This window comes from Pseudomonas baetica, assembly GCF_019733355.1.
GTDB classification, from domain to species: domain Bacteria; phylum Pseudomonadota; class Gammaproteobacteria; order Pseudomonadales; family Pseudomonadaceae; genus Aquipseudomonas; species Aquipseudomonas baetica_A.
In genome coordinates, this window is sequence record NZ_JAIHLQ010000032.1 from 48,554 (window position 1) to 70,938 (window position 22,385).

General features: G+C 58.2%; 15 protein-coding genes. 1 reads left to right on the plus strand and 14 read right to left on the minus strand.

Annotated elements, in window-relative coordinates; translation table 11 throughout:
* Positions 1-53: 53 nt before the first annotated feature.
* From K5E40_RS24900 to K5E40_RS24955, 12 genes are all read right to left on the minus strand, one after another.
* Complete coding sequence (locus K5E40_RS24900) at positions 54-1,988, minus strand: methyl-accepting chemotaxis protein (protein WP_221733089.1); 1,935 nt, start codon at positions 1,986-1,988, stop codon at positions 54-56.
* A gap of 139 nt (positions 1,989-2,127) precedes the next feature.
* Complete coding sequence (locus tag K5E40_RS24905) at positions 2,128-3,420, minus strand: adenylosuccinate synthase (protein ID WP_221733090.1); 1,293 nt, start codon at positions 3,418-3,420, stop codon at positions 2,128-2,130.
* 54 nt (positions 3,421-3,474) lie between these two features.
* Positions 3,475-4,662: an ATP phosphoribosyltransferase regulatory subunit gene (locus K5E40_RS24910; protein ID WP_221733091.1), complete on the minus strand. Its 1,188-nt coding sequence runs from the start codon at positions 4,660-4,662 to the stop codon at positions 3,475-3,477.
* A 312-nt stretch (positions 4,663-4,974) separates the two neighbouring features.
* Positions 4,975-5,844, minus strand: coding sequence for a protease modulator HflC (hflC, locus tag K5E40_RS24915; protein ID WP_221733092.1), 870 nt, complete (start codon positions 5,842-5,844; stop codon positions 4,975-4,977).
* Positions 5,844-7,016 (minus strand): FtsH protease activity modulator HflK, encoded by a 1,173-nt coding sequence (gene hflK / locus K5E40_RS24920; protein WP_221733093.1) that lies wholly within the window; start codon positions 7,014-7,016, stop codon positions 5,844-5,846. The genes hflC and hflK overlap by 1 nt, the downstream gene beginning before the upstream one ends.
* Positions 7,017-7,112: 96 nt before the next feature.
* Positions 7,113-8,414 (minus strand): ribosome rescue GTPase HflX, encoded by a 1,302-nt coding sequence (gene hflX, locus K5E40_RS24925; RefSeq protein WP_095187332.1) that lies wholly within the window; start codon positions 8,412-8,414, stop codon positions 7,113-7,115.
* A 12-nt stretch (positions 8,415-8,426) separates the two neighbouring features.
* Positions 8,427-8,687, minus strand: a complete 261-nt coding sequence (gene hfq, locus K5E40_RS24930; protein ID WP_007902656.1) for an RNA chaperone Hfq — start codon at positions 8,685-8,687, stop codon at positions 8,427-8,429.
* Positions 8,688-8,782: 95 nt separating this feature from the next.
* Complete coding sequence (gene miaA / locus K5E40_RS24935; protein ID WP_221733094.1) at positions 8,783-9,754, minus strand: tRNA (adenosine(37)-N6)-dimethylallyltransferase MiaA; 972 nt, start codon at positions 9,752-9,754, stop codon at positions 8,783-8,785.
* Positions 9,754-11,664: a DNA mismatch repair endonuclease MutL gene (gene mutL, locus K5E40_RS24940; protein ID WP_221733095.1), complete on the minus strand. Its 1,911-nt coding sequence runs from the start codon at positions 11,662-11,664 to the stop codon at positions 9,754-9,756. The genes miaA and mutL overlap by 1 nt, the downstream gene beginning before the upstream one ends.
* Positions 11,661-13,034 (minus strand): N-acetylmuramoyl-L-alanine amidase, encoded by a 1,374-nt coding sequence (locus K5E40_RS24945; RefSeq protein ID WP_409339148.1) that lies wholly within the window; start codon positions 13,032-13,034, stop codon positions 11,661-11,663. Before K5E40_RS24945 ends, mutL begins: the two co-directional genes overlap by 4 nt.
* Before the next feature lie 57 nt (positions 13,035-13,091).
* Entirely contained in the window at positions 13,092-13,562 is a 471-nt protein-coding gene (tsaE, locus tag K5E40_RS24950) for a tRNA (adenosine(37)-N6)-threonylcarbamoyltransferase complex ATPase subunit type 1 TsaE (RefSeq protein WP_221733096.1), read from the minus strand.
* The gene (locus K5E40_RS24955) at positions 13,550-15,049 is read right to left on the minus strand and encodes an NAD(P)H-hydrate dehydratase (RefSeq protein WP_221733097.1); all 1,500 of its coding nucleotides are present in this window, start codon (positions 15,047-15,049) and stop codon (positions 13,550-13,552) included. The genes tsaE and K5E40_RS24955 overlap by 13 nt, the downstream gene beginning before the upstream one ends.
* A gap of 63 nt (positions 15,050-15,112) precedes the next feature.
* On the opposite strand from K5E40_RS24955, the gene queG reads away from it, so the two are divergent.
* Complete coding sequence (gene queG / locus K5E40_RS24960; protein WP_221733098.1) at positions 15,113-16,225, plus strand: tRNA epoxyqueuosine(34) reductase QueG; 1,113 nt, start codon at positions 15,113-15,115, stop codon at positions 16,223-16,225.
* Positions 16,226-16,270: 45 nt separating this feature from the next.
* Here the strand turns inward: queG and K5E40_RS24965 are convergent, their stop codons facing one another.
* Both K5E40_RS24965 and K5E40_RS24970 read right to left on the minus strand, forming a co-directional pair.
* Entirely contained in the window at positions 16,271-21,004 is a 4,734-nt protein-coding gene (locus tag K5E40_RS24965) for an RHS repeat domain-containing protein (RefSeq protein WP_221733099.1), read from the minus strand.
* A 79-nt stretch (positions 21,005-21,083) separates the two neighbouring features.
* Positions 21,084-22,070: a hypothetical protein gene (locus K5E40_RS24970; protein ID WP_221733100.1), complete on the minus strand. Its 987-nt coding sequence runs from the start codon at positions 22,068-22,070 to the stop codon at positions 21,084-21,086.
* Between the last annotated feature and the right edge of the window lie 315 nt (positions 22,071-22,385).

The window sequence follows — 22,385 nt, forward strand, 5'->3', positions numbered from 1 at the left end:
AGAGTGGAATGCATTCCCCTGTGGGAGTGAGCCGACTGGCAATCGGGCCTGAATCACGCCCTGAATTGCCCCAGGCTCGCCTTGAGCTGGGCCGCCAAACCATCCAGCACCTTGCCACTGGCCGTGGTCTCCACCACCGCTTGAGCGGCTTTCTCGGCTTGAGCATGAATCGTCTCGACCCGCCCACGCACTGCCTGAGCCCCTTGCGCCTGATGCGCCGCCGCCTGCGTGGCCAAACCAATTGCCGCGTGCACCTGTTCGACCGACACCTGCACAGATTGCTGTAAGCGCGCGCTATCACGCAGCACCAGCAAACCTTCGCTGGCCTGACGCCCAGCCTGACCAATCGCCTCCACCGCCTCACGCGCGCCCTGCTGCAAAGCCACAATGTGCGCTTGAATGTCGCCGGTAGAACTCTGGGTTTTACTCGCCAGCGCACGAACCTCGTCTGCCACCACGGCGAAACCGCGCCCGGTCTCGCCCGCCCGCGCCGCTTCGATAGCAGCGTTCAGCGCCAGCAAATTGGTTTGCTCGGCAATCCCGTGAATCACTGTCAGCACTACTTCAATCTGCTCGCTCTGCTGCGCCAGTCGCTCGATGACTTTTGCCCCGGTATCGACCTGTCCGGCGAGCGCCTCGATCAGGCTGCCGACCTTGGCCGACGTACGGGTGTTTTCATCGGTGGCCTGTCGAATGTCGACCACCTGCTTCAACGCCGCCTGCATGGCATGGCTTTCCGATTGCGCCTCATCAGCCATTTGCGACAGTGCGCGCAGACTTTCCGCCACTTCGTCGCGCTGCATCCCGGCCGCTGCATCCGCGCCGGCATTGCGCAGGGTCATCGCACCGATTTCCACACCAGTGCGCTGAGCCACGTCGCCCGCCTCGCGCACGATCGGCTGCAACTTATCCACAAAGCGATTGACCGCCGAGGCCATGTCGCCGATCTCATCCTTGCTGTTGATTTGCACACGCTTGGTCAGATCGCCCTCACCCGCAGCGAGATCATCCATCGCAGCATTGAGCATCTTCAGGCGATTGACCACACGATGACCCAGCACCACGGCCAACAACAGCAGCACACCAGCACCGACCAACGCCAGGCCCATGCCGATCCGCCAGCGCAGAGTTGCAGCGGCGTCCTGCACGGTACTGGCGGTATTGGCTTTCATTTCTGCCGCAGTCGACTGCGCCGATTGCAGGCGCGCGCGCATGGCGGTCGCACTGTCGGCTGCCGCGCCTTTGAGGCTGTCACCAACCAACTGATCACTGCTGGCGATCAACGCCGAGAAGCGTTTATCCAGCGCCGCCAGATCGGTCTCTACGGACGCCGTGGAGACCCCCATCAACACCTTGCCGATTTCCACGCCATTGGGATTGATCGACGCTTCGAGGTAATAGACCGAAGGGTCGTTCTTCGCCGCATTCAGCACTTTATCCAGCGCACGCTCACCTTGACCCTTTTCCAGCAAGGCCTTGTTGATCGGGTTTTCGCGGTTGAGATAACGGGTCAGGTGCTGACCGGTCGCATCGTCGTACACAACGAACAGCACGTTGGGGTTGCGCTGGGCGCGACGGGCGAATTCGGACAAAGTCGGTACATCGCTATCCCACATCGCGCGAGGTGCAACGGAAGCCAGCAATTGGGCCATGTCATTGGCCGAATCCTGCAGATCCTTTTCCAGTGTCGCGCGAAGTTGTGCCTGCTCTTCCTTCAAACGCGACGACAGACCAGCGGTCAGCCGCTGACGAGTGTTGGCGGACAAGGCGTCAAGACTCGACGTGACTTCACGCCCAGCCTGCTCCAGTTCGCCGGAAAGTTTCTGGCTGTCAGCACCGAGCCGCACCGCCAGATCAGCTTCCAGCGCGGTGACCGTGCTCCGTGTCAGGGCGACAGCCACCAACACCTGCACCAAAAGGGCGATACCAAGGGTAACGAATACAGGCCGCAATAAACGGCTTTGTAACAGTGAGAGAACGGCCGACACTGTGAATACCTCTACTTCTGACGCCATTAATTTGATGGCACTCTTGTAGACAGAATCACAGCAAAGGTCATGCCGTCCAACAGGCATAAACGACAAAGGCCCCAATTAAGGGGCCTTTGTTTTTTACATCAACGACTTATCAAGCAAACGGATGGCGCAGAACGATGGTTTCGTTGCGATCCGGGCCCGTCGAAATAATGTCGATCGGCGCGCCGACCAGCTCTTCGATGCGCTTGATGTAGTTACGCGCAGCCTGTGGCAGCTCTTCCAGGGTCTTGGCACCCAGGGTGGATTCGCTCCAGCCCGGCATCTGCTCGTACACCGGCTCAAGGCCAATGTAGCTATCAGCGTCAGTTGGTGCATCGATCACTGCACCATCAGCGTTCTTGTAGCCAACGCAGATGTTGATGGTTTCCAGACCGTCCAGTACGTCCAGCTTGGTCAGGCACAGGCCCGAGATGCTGTTCACATCGATAGCGCGACGCAGGATGACGGCGTCAAACCAGCCGCAACGACGGGCACGACCGGTGGTTGCACCGAACTCGTGGCCACGTTTGGCCAGGAATGCGCCAACATCGTCGAACAGTTCAGTCGGGAAAGGTCCCGAACCCACACGAGTGGTGTAAGCCTTGGTGATGCCGAGGATGTAGTCCAGGAACATCGGACCAACACCGGAACCAGTGGCGATGCCACCAGCCGTGGTGTTGGAGCTGGTGACGTACGGGTAGGTACCGTGGTCGATGTCCAGCAGCGAGCCTTGGGCGCCTTCGAACATGATGTCTTTGCCGGCGCGACGCAGGTCGTGCAGTTCGGCAGTGACGTCGAGCATCATCGGCTTGAGCAGCTCAGCGTATTCCATGCACTCGTCGAGAGTCTTCTGGAAGTCGATGGCCGGCTCTTTGTAGTAATTGACCAGTACGAAGTTGTGGTAATCCAGCAACTCGCCCAGCTTGGCGGCGAAACGCTCGCGGTGGAACAGGTCACCGATGCGCAGACCGCGACGTGCAACCTTGTCTTCGTAAGCCGGGCCGATGCCGCGACCGGTCGTACCGATCTTCAGCTCGCCACGGGCCTTTTCACGGGCCTGGTCCAGCGCAACGTGGTAGGACAGGATCAGCGGGCAAGACGGGCTGATACGCAGGCGCTCGCGCACCGGCACGCCTTTCTCCTCCAGCTTGTTGATTTCCCGCATCAGCGCGTCAGGTGCAACCACCACGCCGTTACCGATCAGGCACTGCACGCCTTCGCGCAATACGCCCGACGGGATCAGGTGCAAGACGGTTTTTTCGCCGTCGATCACCAGGGTGTGACCAGCGTTGTGGCCACCTTGGTAGCGCACTACGGCGGCAGCATGTTCGGTCAGCAGATCAACGATCTTGCCTTTGCCCTCATCACCCCACTGGGTGCCCAGGACTACGACATTCTTACCCATAACACTTGTCCTCATTCGCGCAAACTTGGTGCCGGCGATGGCCGGCAGGAAAACTCAAGAAGCCAGTGGCGATACTTGCCAAAGCCCGTTCTGCTGAATCAATTGCCGGTCGCAGTCCGCATCACGGGCGGCGGCCAAAGGTTGTCCAGGCAACGCCTGAACAACACGCTGACCCTCACTGCGCAACTGGCAAACCTGCTGCCAGAGTGCCGCATCCGTACTGTCAGGCATCCAGATACCGCCAGACGGTAGCTCGATTTCAGCACGCCCCAGGGTCACCAGGGTTTTCAAATCGGTAGAGAAGCCGGTCGCCGGACGGGCGCGACCGAAGTCAGCACCGATGTCGTCGTAACGACCGCCCTGAGCGATGGACTGGCCAACGCCCGGCACGAACACCGCGAACACTACACCGGTGTGGTAGTGGTAGCCGCGCAGCTCGCCCAGATCAAAGTACAGCGGCAACTGCGGGAAGCGCGCCGACAGACGCTCGGCGATTGCCAACAAATCTTCCAGTGCCGCCAGCACCGGCGCCGGCGCATTGGCCAGACGCTCACGGGCGGCGACCAGCACTTCGCGGCCACCACACAGGTCGACCAGCGCACGCAGCATGCCGGACAGATCGGCCGGCAAGCCTTCGGTCAAAGTAATGACCTCGTCGATCGCCTTGCGTTGCAGCGCATCGAACAACTGCTGCTCAACTTCACCGGACAGGCCGGCGGCGCGCGCCAGACCTCGGTAAATGCCGACATGACCAAGGTCCATGTGCACATCAGGCACATCGGCCAGGTGCAGCATGGCCAGCATCAGGCTGATCACTTCAACGTCGCTGCTCGGACTGGCATCGCCGTACAACTCGGCCCCCAACTGGATCGGGCTGCGCGAAGACGACAGTGCACGCGGCTGGGCATGCAGCACGCTGCCGGCATAGCACAGACGACTCGGGCCTTCGCGACGCAGGGTGTGTGCGTCGATGCGCGCCACTTGTGGCGTGATGTCGGCACGGAACCCCATCTGCCGGCCCGATTGCGGGTCGATGACCTTGAAGGTACGCAGATCCAGATCCTGGCCCGCGCCGGTCAGCAGGGATTCCAGGTACTCGATATGGGGGGTCACGACAAACTCGTAACCCCAGCTCTGGAACAGATCCAACACCTGACGACGCGCCACTTCAATGCGCGCAGCTTCCGGTGGCAGTACTTCTTCGATGCCATCTGGCAGCAGCCAGCGGTCTACCGTTGCCATTACGCCTTCCCCTTTGATCCGGGCGGCCAGCACTAGGGCGAGCCTTGAGTGAAGCAGAAAATGATCGGGCCATTCAAAACGCACGCGCATGAACGACGCAGCGAAAGGCCTGATACCGGCCTCGCCCATCACTTTCCTCGAAAAACTGTCGAGCTATTCAGCCCGATGTTCTGCAGCAAAAACAGCAATCAAACGTGCAGACGCAAAAAAGCCGGGAATTTCCCGGCTGCCGCATCATACACACGTTTTCCCCAAGGATCACCCCGCCCGAGATTTTAGCCGCCGGGCGGAGTGATTCAGGTCAACGTCGTATCAAGGCTTGGACTTTTCCAGGTAACGGAAAAAGTCGCTGCTTGGGTCGAGAACCATGACGTCGGATTTGTTTGCGAAGCTTTCACGGTAGGCGCGCAGGCTACGATAGAAAGCGTAGAACTCCTGATCCTGACCGTAGGCCTTGGAGTAGATCGCAGCAGCCTGGGCATCACCGTCACCGCGAACCTCTTCGGATTCACGATAGGCTTCAGCCAGCAAAACGCGGCGTTGACGATCGGCGTCGGCACGGATGCCTTCAGCCAGCTCGTTACCCTTGGCGCGGTGCTCGCGAGCTTCACGCTCACGCTCGGTGCTCATACGCTCGAACACGCTGCGGTTAACTTCTTTCGGCAGATCAATACCCTTGACCCGGACATCGACCACTTCAATACCCAGCTCTTTCTCCGCCATCGTGTTCAACGAAGCAGTGATATCAGCCATCAGCGCATCGCGCTCACCGGATACCACTTCATGCAGGGTGCGTTTACCGAACTGGTCACGCAGGCCGGATTCCAGGCGACGGGACAGACGCTCGTCGGCGATCTGCTTGAGGCCGGAAGTCGCGGTGTAGAAGCGCTCGGCATCTTTCACGCGCCACTTGGCGTAGGCATCGACCATCACGGCTTTCTTTTCCAGGGTCAGGAAACGCTGCGTCGGTGCATCCAGCGTCATCAGACGTGCGTCGAATTTACGCACCTGGTTAACGTAAGGCACTTTCACATGAAGGCCCGGCTGAACATCAGCCTCTACCACGCGACCGAATTGCAGCATAACCGCGCGCTCGGTCTGAGACACGATGTAGAAGCAGTTCCAGCCAACCAATACCACAACGACGCCAACGATCAGGGCGATCAGCGATTTATTGCTCATCAGCGGGTCTCCCTTGTACGCGACTGCGGCAGGTCAGTGACATGCGGCGTGACATCCGAGTTTTTACTGGCAGCAGCCGAACCGGTGACCGGTGCATTGCTACCCGAACCGCTCTGAATCATCTTGTCCAGCGGCAAATACAGCAGGTTGCTCTGGCCGTTCTTGTTACCAGTCACGAGCACTTTGCTGGTATTGCTGAAGATTTCCTGCATGGTGTCCAGGTACAGACGCTCACGGGTAACTTCAGGTGCCTTGCGGTATTCGGCGACCAGTTTAGTGAAGCGATCTGCCTCACCCTTGGCGCGAGAGACCGTTTCGTCGCGGTAACCGTTGGCATCCTCAAGGATACGCTGGGCCTGACCACGCGCTTCCGGCACGACGCCGTTGGCGTAGGTTTCTGCCTGGTTACGCGAACGCTGCTCGTCTTCACGCGCGCGGATCACGTCATCGAAGGCTTCCTGCACTTCACGCGGGGCTGCCGCGTTCTGCACGTTCACCTGAGTAACGGTGATACCGGTGCGATAGGTATCGAGGAAGCGCTGCAGACGCTCCTTGATTTCGCTGGCCATCAACTCACGACCTTCGGTCAGCACCTGGTCCATGGCGGTCGAACCCACCACATGGCGCAGGGCGCTGTCGGTCGCATGCTGCAAGCTGATTTCAGGTTGATCGACGTTCAGCACGAAGTCCTGAAGGTTGCTGATCTTGTACTGCACGGTCAGCGGCACTTCGACGATGTTCTCGTCTTCGGTGAGCATCTGGCCCTGCTTGGTGTAGGCACGCTCACGCGTGACGTTTTCCATGTACTTTTTATCGATCGGCGGGAAGTAGATGTTCAGACCCGGGCCAACGGTTTCGTAGTATTTGCCGAAGCGCAGCACGACGGCTTGCTCCTGCTCGTCCACCACGTAGACCGCGCTGTACAGCCAGACAGCCGCCAGTACGACCAGGCCGATGCCGAGCAGACCGCCGAAGCCGCCTCCACTCTTGCCCGAACCACCGCCGTCATCACCACGTTTCTTACCACCACCGAACAACCCGTTCAGGCTTTCCTGCAGCTTTCGGAAGGCCTCGTCGAGATCCGGTGGCCCCTTGCGGTCGCCATTATTGCGGCGCTTGCCACCCCAAGGATCCTGATTGTTCGAGTTGCCACCCGGCTCATTCCAAGCCATAGCGCTCTCCATCTGATAAAGCAAAGACGCACCCACGGCGCGCCGACCAATGCTACAGAATGCCTGCCTTCACGGCACAACCGCTTTTTCAGGCTTTTATTGCAAAGTGTGTTGCTCGATGAACTCCATCGGCTGCAATCCTTCGCGGCTTACCAGTCGATTCAACTCGACCCGGGGCAAACGAACGGCCAGCAGACTGATGCCTTCTTCGTCGTGTTCTTCTTTCTGCACCGCACCGAGCTCAAAGAACTGCGCACGCAGTCGAGCGAATCGCTGCGGCAAGCGCAAGGTCCCCACAAACAAATCACTGCCGAGCAACTCGGCAATGGCTTGCTCAAGCAACTCCAGACCACTACCGTCCCGTGCCGACAACCAGACCCGTTGCGGTTTGCCATCGGCATCGCGCTGGATCTGCGGCTCAACACCCTCAAGCAAATCGAGTTTGTTGTATACCTCAAGGATCGGCAAGTCTTGCGCCCCGATCTCACCCAGCACCACCATCACCTGCTCTATCTGCAACATGCGATCCGGCTCGGCCGCATCGATCACATGCAACAGCAAATCAGAGTTGCTCGACTCTTCGAGCGTAGACCGAAATGCTTCGACCAGCTTGTGGGGCAAGTGACGTATGAAACCCACAGTGTCGGCCAGAACGATCGGCCCCAGGTCGTCCAGTTCCAGACGGCGCAAGGTCGGATCCAGCGTGGCAAACAACTGGTCAGCCGCGTACACGTCGGATTTCGTCACGTTATTGAAGAGCGTCGATTTACCGGCGTTGGTATACCCCACCAATGAGACGGTAGGAATATCCGCACGCGATCGGCCGCGTCGCGATTGCTCGCGCTGGCTGCGTACTTTTTCCAGCCGGCCCTTGATCTGTCGCAGGCGAACCCGCAGCAGACGGCGGTCGGTTTCCAATTGGGTTTCACCCGGACCACGCATGCCGATACCACCACCTTGACGTTCAAGGTGAGTCCAGCCACGGACCAGGCGGGTGCTCATGTGGTCAAGCTGGGCCAGTTCGACCTGGAGCTTGCCTTCATGGGTACGGGCGCGCTGGGCGAAAATATCGAGAATCAGACCGGTACGGTCGATCACGCGACACTCGAAAACACGTTCGAGGTTACGTTCCTGACTGGGCGTGAGGATGTGATTGAAAATCACCAGATCGGCCTTTTCGGCATGAACCAGGTCGCGTAGTTCCTCAACCTTGCCGCTGCCAATCAGGAATTTGGCGGTTGGCCGATGACGCGGCACGTTAAAAAACGCAACGGTCTCGGCGCCCGCCGAATTAGCCAGTTCCTGAAACTCCTGCGGATCTTCGCGCGCCTCAGGGTCCTGTCCATCCAAGTGAACGAGGATCACTCGCTCACCACCACCGTGGCGCTCAAAGAACAAAGGAGACTCCTATCAGGCGTTACCTGGCTCAGCATCACCTGCTTCGGATTCGGTTGCGCTAGGCAGACGAATTGGACGAACCGGCACTACTGTCGAGATAGCGTGTTTGTAAACCATCTGGCTGACGGTGTTTTTCAGCAGGATCACGAACTGGTCGAACGACTCGATCGTGCCTTGCAGTTTGATACCGTTGACCAGGTAGATGGAAACCCCAACTTTCTCTTTACGTAAAGTATTCAAGTAAGGGTCTTGTAGCGAATGCCCTTTTGACATGTGCCGCACTCCTTTAAGGATTCAATAATAAAAAATAGGTAATTCAGATGGCTTTGGCCGTCACACCCCCAAGGATAGACGGCAATTGCAAGGACTCAGCTCAATATGGAGATGGTCCCAAGGTATTTCAAGGCGCGTGGCAGATTGTCGCAATCAAGACTGTCCAGCCAGTGTAAATCTTCCCAGCTGCGCAGCCAGGTGAACTGGCGCTTGGCCAACTGGCGCGTGGCGATGACACCGCGCTCCTGCATTTCGGCCAACGTCAGCTTGCCATCCAGATAATCCCAGACTTGGCGGTAGCCTACCGCACGTATAGACGGCAACCCTGAATGCAGGTCACTTCTTTTACGCAGGGCTACGACCTCGTCAATGAACCCCTGTTCCAACATATTTGTGAATCTTTGTTTAATACGCTCATGCAATACCTGGCGATTTGCCGGGGCAATGGCCAAGTTTGCGACAGTATAGGGCAATTGTTGCTGTCCAGAAGCTGATGCTTCAGTACTTTGCACAGATTGTTGCTGGCGAAGGGCAGTCATGCTCTGACCACTGACCCGATAAACTTCCAGCGCCCGACTCAAGCGTTGCGGATCGTTCGGATGAATACGCGCCGCAGACACCGGATCAATGATCGCCAATTGATCGTGCAGGGCTTGCCAGCCAAGGCGTGCAGCCTCTTCTTCGATCTGTGCGCGAACTTCGGGATCCGCTGCCGGCATATCCGCCAACCCTTCAACCAAAGCCTTGTAATAGAGCATCGTGCCGCCGACCAGCAGCGGAATTTTTCCGCGCGCGGTGATTTCGGCCATAGCTTGCAGGGCATCGCGACGGAAATCCGCAGCCGAATAGGCTTCAGCCGGGTCGAGAATGTCGATCAAACGATGCGGAAATTCGGCCAGCAGCTCTTTCGAGGGCTTGGCCGTGCCAATGTCCATGCCTCGATAGACCAGCGCGGAATCGACGCTGACCAGCTCGCACGGCAGCACCTTGGTCAATTCGATGGCCAGGTCGGTCTTGCCCGCAGCGGTCGGGCCCATCAGGAAAATCGCTGGAGGAAGCTGCTTCATCAACGACCGCGCAGGAACAGTTTGTCCAGATCGTCCAGGCCCAATTGGGTCCAGGTCGGCCGGCCATGGTTGCATTGACCGCTGCGCTCAGTGTTTTCCATGTCACGTAGCAGGCCGTTCATTTCGGGCAAGGCAAGGCGCCGGTTGGCGCGGATCGCGCCGTGGCAGGCCATGGTGCCGAGCAGTTCGTTCAAGTGCGCCTGAATCCGGTCGCTGGTGCCGTATTCCATCAGATCCGACAGCACATCGCCGACCAAACGGTTGGCTTCAGCCTGTTTCAGCAAGGCCGGAATCTGCCGAATCGCCAGAGTTTCCGGGCCCAGGCGCTGCAACTCAAAGCCCAGACGCTGGAACCACGCAGCATGCTCTTCGGCACAGTCGGCTTCGCGCTGACTGACCGCCAGCGACTCCGGCACCAGCAACGGTTGGCCGCTAAGACCTTCGCTGGCCATGGCAATTTTAAGGCGCTCGTACATGATCCGCTCGTGAGCGGCATGCATGTCCACCAGTACCAGGCCTTGGGCGTTCTCGGACAAGATATAGATGCCCTTGAGCTGCGCCAGCGCGTAACCGAGCGGCGGAATGTCTTCCTGTCCGGCGGGCAGCGCGTTGGCATTCGCTTCAGGCAGCGGCGCGAAAAACTCCCGATAGGCGGCCTGAGCCTCGGCGGCCGGCGGCATCGCAGATTGCGGGCGTGGCGTGTATTGATACTGATAAGCGCCGCCCGCGCTGGCGCCAGAGGAGGCATTGAGCGTCGGTTGCGCCTGCGGTTGCTCGAGCAGCGCATTGGCCGCCAGGCGCATTTCGCCCTGCGGGCCGAACTCACCGGCATCAAGGCCCGTTGGCCTGACCACGGCAGTGGTGACGGAGCCGGCAAGTTGGTCTTCCGGACGCACATCGCCCAAAGCACGGTGCAGCGTGCCGTAGAGGAAGTCATGCACCATGCGTCCATCACGAAAGCGCACTTCGTGCTTGGTCGGGTGCACGTTGACGTCCACCGCCGCGGGATCGACCTCGAAAAACAGCGCAAAGGTCGGATGACGGCCGTTGAACAGCACATCGCGATACGCCTGACGCACAGCGTGGGCCACCAGTTTGTCGCGCACCGCACGACCATTCACGAAGAAATACTGCAAATCTGCCTGGCTTCGGTTGAAAGTCGGCAACCCGACCCAGCCCCACAGGTGCAAACCGTTGCGCTCGATCTCGATCGGCAACGCCTGCTCAAGGAAACCAGAACCACAGATGGCCGCCACACGCCGTGCGCGGGCCGCGTCATCATGGGCTTCGTGCAGGCTGAGAATGGTCTTGCCGTTGTGGCGCAGATGGAAAGCCACGTCGAAACGCGCCAGCGCCAGGCGCTTGATCACTTCTTGCAGATGATCGAATTCGGTTTTTTCAGTCTTGAGGAATTTGCGCCGCGCCGGGGTATTGAAGAACAGGTCACGCACTTCCACCGACGTACCGACCGGGTGTGCCGCCGGCTGAACCCGAGGCGCCATGTCCCGGCCTTCGGTTTCGACCTGCCAGGCCTGATCGGCATCACGGGTGCGTGAGGTCAGGGTCAGACGCGCGACAGAGCTGATCGATGCCAGCGCCTCACCGCGAAAGCCCAGGCTCATGACCTGTTCGAGGTCTTCAAGATTGCGGATCTTGCTGGTGGCGTGACGGGCCAGAGCCAACGGCAGATCATCGGCAGAAATGCCGTTGCCATCATCACGCACTCGCAGCAATTTGACGCCGCCCTGCTCGACATCGACGTCGATGCGCTTGGCACCAGAATCGAGGCTGTTTTCCAACAGCTCCTTAATGACCGAAGCCGGACGCTCAACCACCTCACCAGCGGCGATCTGGTTCGCCAGCCGTGGACTGAGCAGCTCGATGCGGGCTGCGCTCAACTCCTGATTCATTCTTTGGACGCCAGTTCGGTGCCAGGAATGGTCAAGTGCTGACCAACCTTCAGTTCATCGCTTTTCAAATTGTTGACATTGCGCAACGTGACTGGCGACACCTGATAACGCACGGCGATCATGGAGAGCGTTTCACCCGGACTTACCCGGTGATCCCGAGGTCCTTTGGCGATTTTCCCCGAATCACGCAGCCAGGCAATGTAAGTTCCCGGCGGCGGGTTCTGCTGGAAGAACTGGCGTACGCCACTGCTGATCGACCGTGCCAACGCCTGCTGGTGGCTCGATGCAGCAAGCTTCGAGGCTTCGTTGGCATTGGAGATGAAGCCGGTTTCAACCAAAATCGACGGAATGTCCGGCGACTTCAACACCATAAACCCGGCCTGCTCGACGCGCTGTTTGTGCAACGGTGTAACACGCCCGATGTTGGTCAGGACTTTCTGGCCGACGTTGAGGCTGGAGGTCAGCGACGCGGTCATCGACAGATCGAGCAGCACACCTGCCAGCATGCGGTCCTTGTCGTCAAGGCTGACGTTACCGGCACCACCGATCAGATCGGAACGGTTTTCGCTGTCGGCCAGCCAACGGGCGGTCTCCGACGTAGCACCGCGATCAGACAGGGCAAACACCGAAGCACCAAAGGCTGCCGCGGAGGGCGCAGCGTCGGCGTGGATCGAAACGAACAGGTCGGCGCCCTTCTTGCGGGCGATTTCGGTACGACCACGTAACGGGATGAAATAGTCGCCGGTGCGGGTCAATTCGGCACGGAAGCCTTTCATGCCGTTGACCTGACGTTGCAATTCGCGGGCGATCTGCAATACCACGTCTTTCTCACGCTGACCGCGCGAACCGGATGCTCCCGGGTCTTCGCCGCCGTGGCCGGCATCAATCACCACAATAATGTCGCGCTTGCCGGCTGGAGCTGGCGGTAACTTGATTTCGGGCTTTGTCGGGGTGACTGGCACCGCCGGTACGGTGGCCACCGATGGCGTTGGTGCTGGCGGCGGCGCGGCGTCGGCCGGGTTATCGAACAAGTCGACCACCAGACGGTTGCCATACTGCGCATTCGGCGCCAGCGAGAAGCTTTTCGGGGTGACGGCTTTCTTCAGGTCGACAACCACACGCAGGTCGGTCGGCGTGCGCTGGGCCGAGCGTATCGCTGTGATCGGCGTGTTTGCAGTCTGTGCATTCAACGGCGCACCTAACGTGGCGCCATTGATGTCGATTACCAACCGGTCCGGGGCGGTCAGGGTGAAGACACTGTGCTGCACCGGGCCGCTCAGGTCGAAAACCAGTCGCGTGTTGTCCGGCGCCCGCCACAGGCGCACGCTGTTGACCTTTGAGTCGGCCACAGCGTTGACGGTTACTGCCATCAACAACAGTCCAGCGGCAGCCACCAACGCGCGAAAGCGCATACCTAACCCCATCATTTAATTGGATTCCAATGCCAAAGCGGCACACCAAGCCTCGCCACGCGAGCCTTGGGATAAAATTTTCAGCGAACGCCCGCTGTCTTGCGGGCTAATGGTAATGGTCAGGTCCGGCTTTGGCAAAAAGCCTGCACCTTTATCGGGCCACTCGATCAGGCACAGGGCATCGTCCTCGAAGTAATCGCGAATGCCGAGGAACTCCAGCTCTTCCGGATCGACCAGTCGATACAAGTCGAAGTGGAAGGCGCGGATGTCCCCCATCTCGTACGGTTCGACCAATGTGAAGGTCGGACTTTTTACAGCCCCGACATGCCCCAACCCACGAATAATCCCCCGGGACAGGGTCGTTTTGCCCATTCCCAGATTGCCCTCAAGAAAAATCAGGCCATGGCCTTGGGTAACGCGGGCGATCCGTGCGCCAAAGTCGCTCATGGCCTGTTCATCGGCCAGGTACAGGGTTACTTCAGACACGGTGCAAGCTCCTCCAACAACTGACGAATGGCTGGAATCAGATCACTGGCCGCCAGCCCACGGCCCAATTTTCCTTGTTGCGCCCCGGCGTTGGCGTGCAGCCAGACCGCCAGGCAGGCGGCATCGAAACCGCCCATGCCTTGCGCCAGCAACGCGCCGGTCAAACCTGCCAGCACATCGCCGAGTCCGGCAGTGGCCATGGCCGGATGCCCCTGGTGACACAACGCCAGACGTCCATCGGGGTGCGCGATCAGGCTGCCAGCACCTTTGAGCACCACCACTGCGGTGTATTTTTTGCTCAATGCCAGCGCTGCTGCGGGGCGGTCGGCCTGCACCTGGGCGGTGCTGATTCCCAGCAACCGTGCAGCTTCGCCGGGATGCGGAGTGATCACGCAATCCTTGGGCAGACTGACGAAACCTCTCGCCAGCAGATTCAGCGCGTCCGCATCCCATACTTGCGGTAACGGCGCATTGGCGGCGGCTGACAATAACGCCCGGCCCCAACTCGCCTGTCCAAGCCCCGGCCCTACGACCAGCGTCGACGCCTTTTCCAGCAAGCCCATCAATTGATTGGCCGAAGAAACGCCGAGCGCCATGACTTCAGGAACGCGGGTCAGCGCCGCCGGCACATGCTCGGGGCGCGTCGCCAACGACACCATACCCGCGCCGCTGCGCAAAGCACTTTCACTGCTGAGCAGAATCGCCCCACCAAAGCCATGATCGCCGCCAACCAACAGCAAATGCCCGAAGCAACCCTTATGAGATGTCGGCTCGCGAGGGGCCAGTAGCGCAAGATTAGCTACGTTGAGGCGCCGGGCACGGACAGCAATGTCACTGTAGATTTCAGCCGTGGCCTGCAGATCGTTGAACACCCACTTGCCGACATGATCCGCCGCGCCGCCCGTGAACAGCCCCACTTTCAAGCCAATAAACGTCACCGTGAGATCGGCACGCACGGCAACACCCAGCACTCGCCCGGTATCAGCACACAATCCCGAAGGAATATCGACCGCCGTTACAGGCAAGCCACTGGTGTTGATCGCATTGATGGCAGAGGCATAAGGCTCACGCACTTCGCCATTCAAACCCGTGCCCAGCAAGGCATCGACAACCACTCCGCGCAACTCGCGCCGGGCACTCCAGCCCTGCACAACGACACTCTCGGCCAAAGCCTCGGCGTGCGCCTGTGCTGCGTCACCCTGCAAGCGTTGTGGGTCGCCGACCGCCAACACCTGCACCGTCCAACCGGCCCGACGCGCCAAGGCAGCGACCAGATAACCGTCGCCGGCGTTGTTGCCATGGCCGCAAAGTACTGTCAGCTCGCTGGCGGTGGGCCACTGCCGAACCAGCGAACGCCAGGTCGCATGCGCCGCGCGTTGCATCAATTCGAAGCCCGGTGTGCCGGCAGCGATCAGCCGAGCATCGAGTTCGCGCAACTGTGCGGCGCCATACAGCGCGTCGGGTAATTGATCTTTCGTATGCGGCATGCGTCTTCGGGCTCCGATGTCTGGCAGAATTATACGCACCTCAGCTCCGGTTTCTCTCGCCTCATGTCCGCCATTACCACAGACCTGCCCGCCCTCGCCCAATCCATCAAGGAATGGGGCCGCGAGTTGGGCTTCCAACAAGTCGGCATCAGCGGCCTGAACCTGGCCGAGCATGAGCAGCACCTGCAGCGCTGGCTCGAAGCCGGCTACCACGGCGAAATGGACTACATGGGCGCCCACGGCAGCAAACGCTCGCACCCCGAAGAGCTGGTACCGGGCACTTTACGCGTGGTTTCCCTGCGCATGGACTACCTGCCGGGCGATACCGAGATGGCCAAACGTCTGGCCCAACCGGAGAAAGCCTACGTGTCGCGTTATGCCTTGGGCCGCGATTACCACAAATTGATCCGTAAACGCGTTCAACAATTGGCAGACAAGATTCAGTCCGAGATCGGCCCGTTCGGTTTCCGTGCGTTTGTCGACAGTGCCCCGGTGCTGGAGAAAGCCATTGCCGAACAGGCCGGACTGGGCTGGATCGGAAAAAACACACTGGTGCTGAACCGCAAGGCCGGCAGCTATTTCTTTTTGAGCGAACTGTTCGTCGACCTGCCGCTGCCGGTGGACGAGCCATACAGCACCGAACATTGCGGGCGCTGCACCGCGTGCCTCGATATCTGCCCAACCAATGCCTTCGTCGGCCCCTACGTGCTGGACGCGCGTCGCTGTATTTCCTACCTGACCATCGAACTGAAAAGCGCCATTCCAGAAGACCTGCGCCCGCTGATCGGCAATCGCGTATTTGGCTGTGATGACTGCCAGATCGTCTGCCCGTGGAACCGCTTCGCCAAGCCCTCCGGGGAAAGCGATTTCAAGCCAAGGCACAACCTCGACAACGCCGAATTGGCCGAGCTGTTTCTGTGGGATGAAGAGAAGTTTTTGAGCAACACCGAAGGTTCGCCGTTGCGGCGAGCGGGGTACGAGCGTTGGCTGCGCAATCTGGCCGTGGGGCTGGGCAATGCGCCCTCAACGATTGCGGTGCTGGAAGCGTTGAAGGCGCGACGGGATTATCCGTCAGAGTTGGTCAGAGAGCATGTGGCGTGGGCGCTGGAACAGCATGCCCGACCTGTGCACGCAGAACCGGCCAGTAAAGTGCTCAAATCCTGGCCGGGACATTGAGGCTCTCGGCTCATGCTTAACACTGCCTCGCCGCGTTATTTATGTTTATTTTTTTTCGTTGTAGTGGCCACCCAGCTGTTTGATGGTGACAATCCTGTCCTTCGCATTTTCAGTGAGATATACGCGATCACCCTTCGACAAATAAAGATGCATCAACTTGGACGATGAACCGGATGGACCTTTCAACGGCGTGTATTCGGCGTGAACGAGCGTGGCAGCGGAGGTCGGAGAGTTACCCGCCTCAATGTGCTGCATGAATATCTCGGCCCTCGCCTCCGAGGCCTCCCGCGCCTCTATCTTGAGAAGATTCATCTTGTCTTTGGGCCTGACCAATGTCCATTTCTGTTCGACCTCTTCCTCAACCCGCGCGGTGGCTTTCGCAGACTGGGCTTTTGCCGCAGCCTTGGCGCCTTTTCCTTTGGCAAAAGCTTTGGCCGCTTTACCCGCACCTCGTGAACTAAGCCCTGACTGAAAGGCTGAAGCCAGCTTCCTGCCCGCGTTGACAGCAGCCTTGGCTCCGGCCGCCAGACCGGTACCCAGCGAAGCCAAGCCTAGCCCAGCACTGATCCAGCCCAATGCCTCTCCTGCTGAAGAATCCGGTGCATAGTGATCGACCAATTCGCTGGCGATACCCGCCAAACCTGAAGCAACGGTCAGCCCCAGCGCCGCCGCCGCCCATGGCGTTGCAGCGCCCGCCGACAGCACGCTGGCAACAATCCCGAGAACACTGAGTCCGACTCCCGCGATCAATTGCCAGGATATATGCCCGGTGGGGTCAACCCGATTGACAGGATCGCCCAGACAATAAGCGTAGGCATTCAATCCGCCGTCACCGAATGGACTCATGCTGTCGGGACTGAGAAAACGCATCAGTGTCGGGCTATAGGCTCTGTAACCGTTGCCCAGCAGATAAAGGCCGGTTGCCCGGTCCATTGGCTCGCCGTTGAACCCCGCCAGACTGAACACCCCACCCTCGGCGGGACGATGCCCATAAGGGCTGTAAGCGCAATCGGTCAGTTGTTCTTCACCCAGTTCTGCCAACACACTTTGCTGCTGATCGGTGCCGAACAACTGCGTTTCAGCGTTCAATCCGAATTGTTGCTGGCCCACCAGCAATCCACCGTGACGCACAACACTGGATGAGCTTTTACCACTGACTTCATGGGTGACCCGGCCTTCGTGGTAATAACGCTGGGCAGTTGCCGTATTCGGTTGCGACAGTTCAACCAGGTGGTCGAAACCGTCGTAATGGTAGCCACGAATAACTGAACCTCCTGCACTGCTCAGTTGCTCCAGACGTCCAAACGCGTCATAGGCCAGGTTTCGCGCCTGGTCATCCTTGATCATCCTGCCGTTGGCGTCGTATTCCAGGGTCACGGCCGGTGGATAGTCGACATGTGAATGTTTGACTGCGCTGACTTGTACAGGGTCCGGATTGTCGTAACTGAAGGTGGTCAGGTTCACACCCATTGGGAACCGCGTCTGTACGGTGAGAAGGTTATCCAGCGCATCGAATGTGAACGTCTGCTGACCAATCTCTTTGCCGTACGGGTCCCGGGGCTTTTGGGTGCCGGCACAGTCGTACTGGATCAGACGCCCACGCACATCGTAGACAAATTGCTCATCGCGCAACACTTGCGTACCACGCCTGGACACTTTCTGCGCCAGTTTGCCGGCGAGCGTATAAGTAGACGCCAGCGTTTGGTCGGGCTGGCCCTTCACCTCGAACGTACGGCAGATTTCACGACCGATATCATCATAGGTAAACCGCGTGATCATTTGACGCTTGATCGACGTCTCTTCGGTCTTCGTCCATTCCAGCATCCCCGTCTGGATGTTGTAGTGGAATTCGGTTTTCAGCGACCCCTGCAAGGTTGATTGCAAGCGGCCGTGGTCATCGTATTCGGATCGGCGTTCGGATCCGAGTACATCGACGTAGGTGATCGGTCGCCCCTCCAGGGAATAGGTAAAGGAGGTTGCTTTACTGATAGCGCCGTAGGTCGTCGTTTCGGATTTGACGCGACCGGAAGGGTAATACGTAAAACGACGCTCTCCGCCATTTTCGATACAGGTCAAGGGATGGCCGTTGACGGGGTCGTAAGTCAGGGTCGTGAGCAATGCCCCCGCCTTGCGCTCAGTCAGTAAACCGCCCATATCGCGCAAATACGTGAATTCGATTTTCTTGCCGTCAGCGCTCTTGTACCACTGCGGCTGGCTGAAACCTGCTTCATAACCGGCCTCGGACTTGCGTCCGCCTACTGTACTTTCCGTCAGGCGATTTAACCCATCATAGGTTTGCTGGCCCAACACTTTGCCATCGACCTGAATGCCGACCGGTAGCGCTTCGTCACTGTGATCGGCGTAGTCGGTTACCACCTCGCTGGCGTCGGGCAGGACACTGCGAATCATCCGGTCAAAAACGTCGTACTCATATCGAGTGGTATTGCCGGCCGGATCGGTCTGGCTGGTTGTACGCCCGAATCCGTCATAGGTGTAATCGGTTTTGCCGAGACTCTTGCTCTTCAGATTGAAGCTCTCGACACTCAGCGGTTTACCAAATTCGTTGAAGAGGGTAACGGTCTTGCCCATCCCCTGAAGCCAATACGTTTGCTGGCGAACGACCGGATCAGCCTCGCTATGTTCGACACGCCCATCGGCATGGAACGTCTTGCAGACTTGGCCCCAGTTATCGAATTCGTAGCGGGTGATCACCGGATAAGGCTTGCCATCGCGCCAATCGGTCAGCGTCACTTCTACCTTGTGACCCGCCGAATCATGAAGGGCGCAATAAAGAGTGCGAGACGCAATGAGCCCATCCTCGTCCGGACGGTCGCAGTCCTTTTCCTGAACGGCAATCACTCGTTCCAGGCCGTCATAGGTCACTCTTTGTTCGCCGCCGGCGGGATCCTTGGTGATCATCGTGGCCGGCTGTTGTTTGCTGGCGGCCAAAAAGGCCCACCTGGTAGCGGCCGCGTAGGGGGTGCCGGGGGCAACCGTTTTGCACACTGCTCGGCCGATCGCGTCGTACTCATGTTCGATGTGCTCGCCATCGGTACCGATTTCTGACACCTGCAGTCCAGTGAGCGTCGAGAGCACGGCCTCACGGGTCTGCAGCGAGCCATCAAAGCCGCGCGTGCTGGACTTCACCCGCAGCCTGATACCCTCAAGCTCATAGGAAAATTCCGTGCAGGTCTTTTTATCGTTACGGGTAATGCTTTGCTCTTTCATGGCCCCGTGCTTGAGCGGGTCCCTTGGCGTATTCAGGTAATTTCTTTCGGTTTTCGAGCGCAGGATCTCAACCCCCTCCACGAGCTCGAAATAACGCTCTTCAACCGGTAAGACAGATGCCAGTTCCGCGCCTTCCAGCGCAGGATGCAGCGCATAGTCGTAGTACGTGACAGACGAGGCGCCACTCGCGGCCGCAGCGCTGACCGTTCTCTTTTTCTGGAACCTGGTGAAACCCAGCGGATCCTCCGGGCAGTTGTCCCCACCGCTGGCAGGATAAAACTCAGACAAAGTCGTCACCCCACTCGGCTCGACATGTTTGAGCAGGTTGCCTTCGCCGTCGAACTCGGTGACGGTGGTTTCCTCGCGCTTCTGTTGGGTGCGCCGATCGAAATAAGTCACCGTCTGAACCTTCGGCATGCGGAACTGAGCCGGCTGCTCATTGAACAGCTTGGTGACAGAACAATGATACTCAGTGGCGATTGTGGTCTGGGCATTGCCACATGTCGTGACCTCTGCGACCAGCAAATGGAATTTGTTGTAGGTACGGTTAATCCGGGTGTGTACCTTGCCGTTGACCACTAATTTCTCGTCCGAGGTGTAGACGTAGTGGTCGGGCGCCAAGTAGAGAGGGTCTATGTCATTGTCCCTGGCCGGGATGAGGCCCTGCCCGAGAAAATTATGGTCGGAATACGTGTATGCCTTGCAGAGCCTAGGTTGGCGGCGGCCTGGGTAAATATCGTGAGCGATGACAAACGGCAGTGTCTGCTCCACGCCATTTACGAAGCGGTGACCTTGACGCTTGTAGCGAATGATTTCTACGCCGCGCAATGGATTGGCGACGCGGCACAGATAGCTGGCCTCATCAATGACTTCATATTCCAGATCCCAACCTTTGCCGAGCGGAAGCTCGATTGCCGTTACCCGACTATTTTTCAAGATCAGGTTGTAGTCGGAACGGGACGAGGTATCGGGATGCCGGGTCAATGTCACCTGACCTGCCTTGCGCGTAATCCTCAACAGGCATCTCTTGGCGTCACAGACTTCGGTCAACATGGCAACCTGATTGAAAATCTCATGCTTGAGCGTGATGCTCACACCGTTCGCGGCGACGATTTTTTCTGCTACCGCGACGTGAGTGCCGGCCTGAACTTTAAGCAATTCACGCCGACCATCCCGGTATCGGACCTCATAGCGCCCTGCCCCCGTCACCCGTACCTTGGCGGTTTGCAGTTTCATTTCCTTGAACTTCAGGCCGGCAGACGTCTCGACAGCCTTGTAGCGCTCACCGTTGGACAACGTCATGACTTTGCTGCGCACGTCATACTGGGTCATGGCCAAAGACCAGCCAAGGCCGAAACCGGCATCCACCTGATTGAGCGGGTTGAAACCCAGTGAAAGTGCAACCTCAGGGCCATTGAGATCCGCCGAACACAACTTGCCTAACGAAAAGGCGCACGTATACATGCCCGTGCGGGGGTCAACGCCACCGGAAACAAACTCACCAAAATTGAATGCATTTGAGTGAACAGCGGAAGATGAATTACTTTTCATTGAAAACGTCCTTTATTTCCAAATTCAGATATTGGCAAATCAGGTTGGCCAGCGAAAACTCGCTGGCCATGTATCGAAATCAGACAAGCTGTTTCATTGACCGCTTGGATTCACCCAGAATAAAAGTACGTTGTTCTTTATCACCATCAATACTAAGCCGGTGTTCCGAACCGAACTCATCGACCACTGCAAACTCGAATGCGCTTTCATTTTCCCGCGCCACTTGCAGGTCCGCGGAAACATACTGAACAAGCGTCAACTGCCCAGGCACTTTATTAATAGGTACGGTTATGTAACCGAGAGGGCTGCGAAACGTTGTTTTCAGCCCATAAACCGGCGCCATATAACCATAAAAACATCTGCGACCATCCTGTGTGTCGGGAATATTGCCGGACACATACACCTGCACCGCATTTTCGGAATCATAAGGGTCAAGTTTCACCTCGCTGCTATACCAGTCAAGGAGATGAATTTGCCGGCCCTCCGCTTGCAGAGCAATATGATAATGCTGGACCCAGTCATATTGGGCTCGCTGCTGTTTCTGATCATATTGACTCAATGAAAAACTGCTCAGCGGATACTCTTTTGGCGGAATCGCCTCCAGCGTCACACTGCTGTCAAAGCCGATTCCATTACTTCGCAACACCCCTTCGTCCATGACGATTTCGGCAGCGACTTCCATGACTCCGGGCCTGGAGGCGGAAACCCAAAACTCAAAAATTTGTACCGGATCAGAAACGTCACTTTTGCGATTGTCATTAACACGCGGAATTTCTGTAGCCCGCGGTGCCCCGCCCGACATTTCGTGGGCATAGCGATTTTCCTGCACGGATACGCTCCAGTCACCTTCAAGAGGTCGAGCGCCGTTATAGGCAATCAGCCGCAGTGTTTGTAATGCGGGATGCCCATACAGTGAGGCGCCGTCGCCATTGTTATCGACACCGTGTAAAAGCACCAATACGCGTACTTGCATGCGACCGTTGGCGTAAAGAACCTTATGTTGACCAGACCGTGTGGAGTCGGTTTTCACCTCAATACGGGAAATACTAAGTTGCTCATCGAACATTCAATAACACCTTGGCTAATTAATAAGTTTCGCCTCCCTCAGGACGCGCCGATGCATTGAGGCACGACACTAAAAACAATAAAAGCCGGGACATTCGACAAATTAAAACCAAGGAAATACCTGAACATAAAAACCCACAACACACACAAACTCTCAAACATTCGAAAAAATCAGATTTCATGTCATCCGATTGAACATCACGCCTGCCGGCCCTTTAATTCCGGCCTTGCCAGATGTTCCTCCCCTCCTGATCAGGGCCATACCAAAAGCAGAAGGGGAGTCAACGCGTTATTTATATTTATCAGACTATGTTAG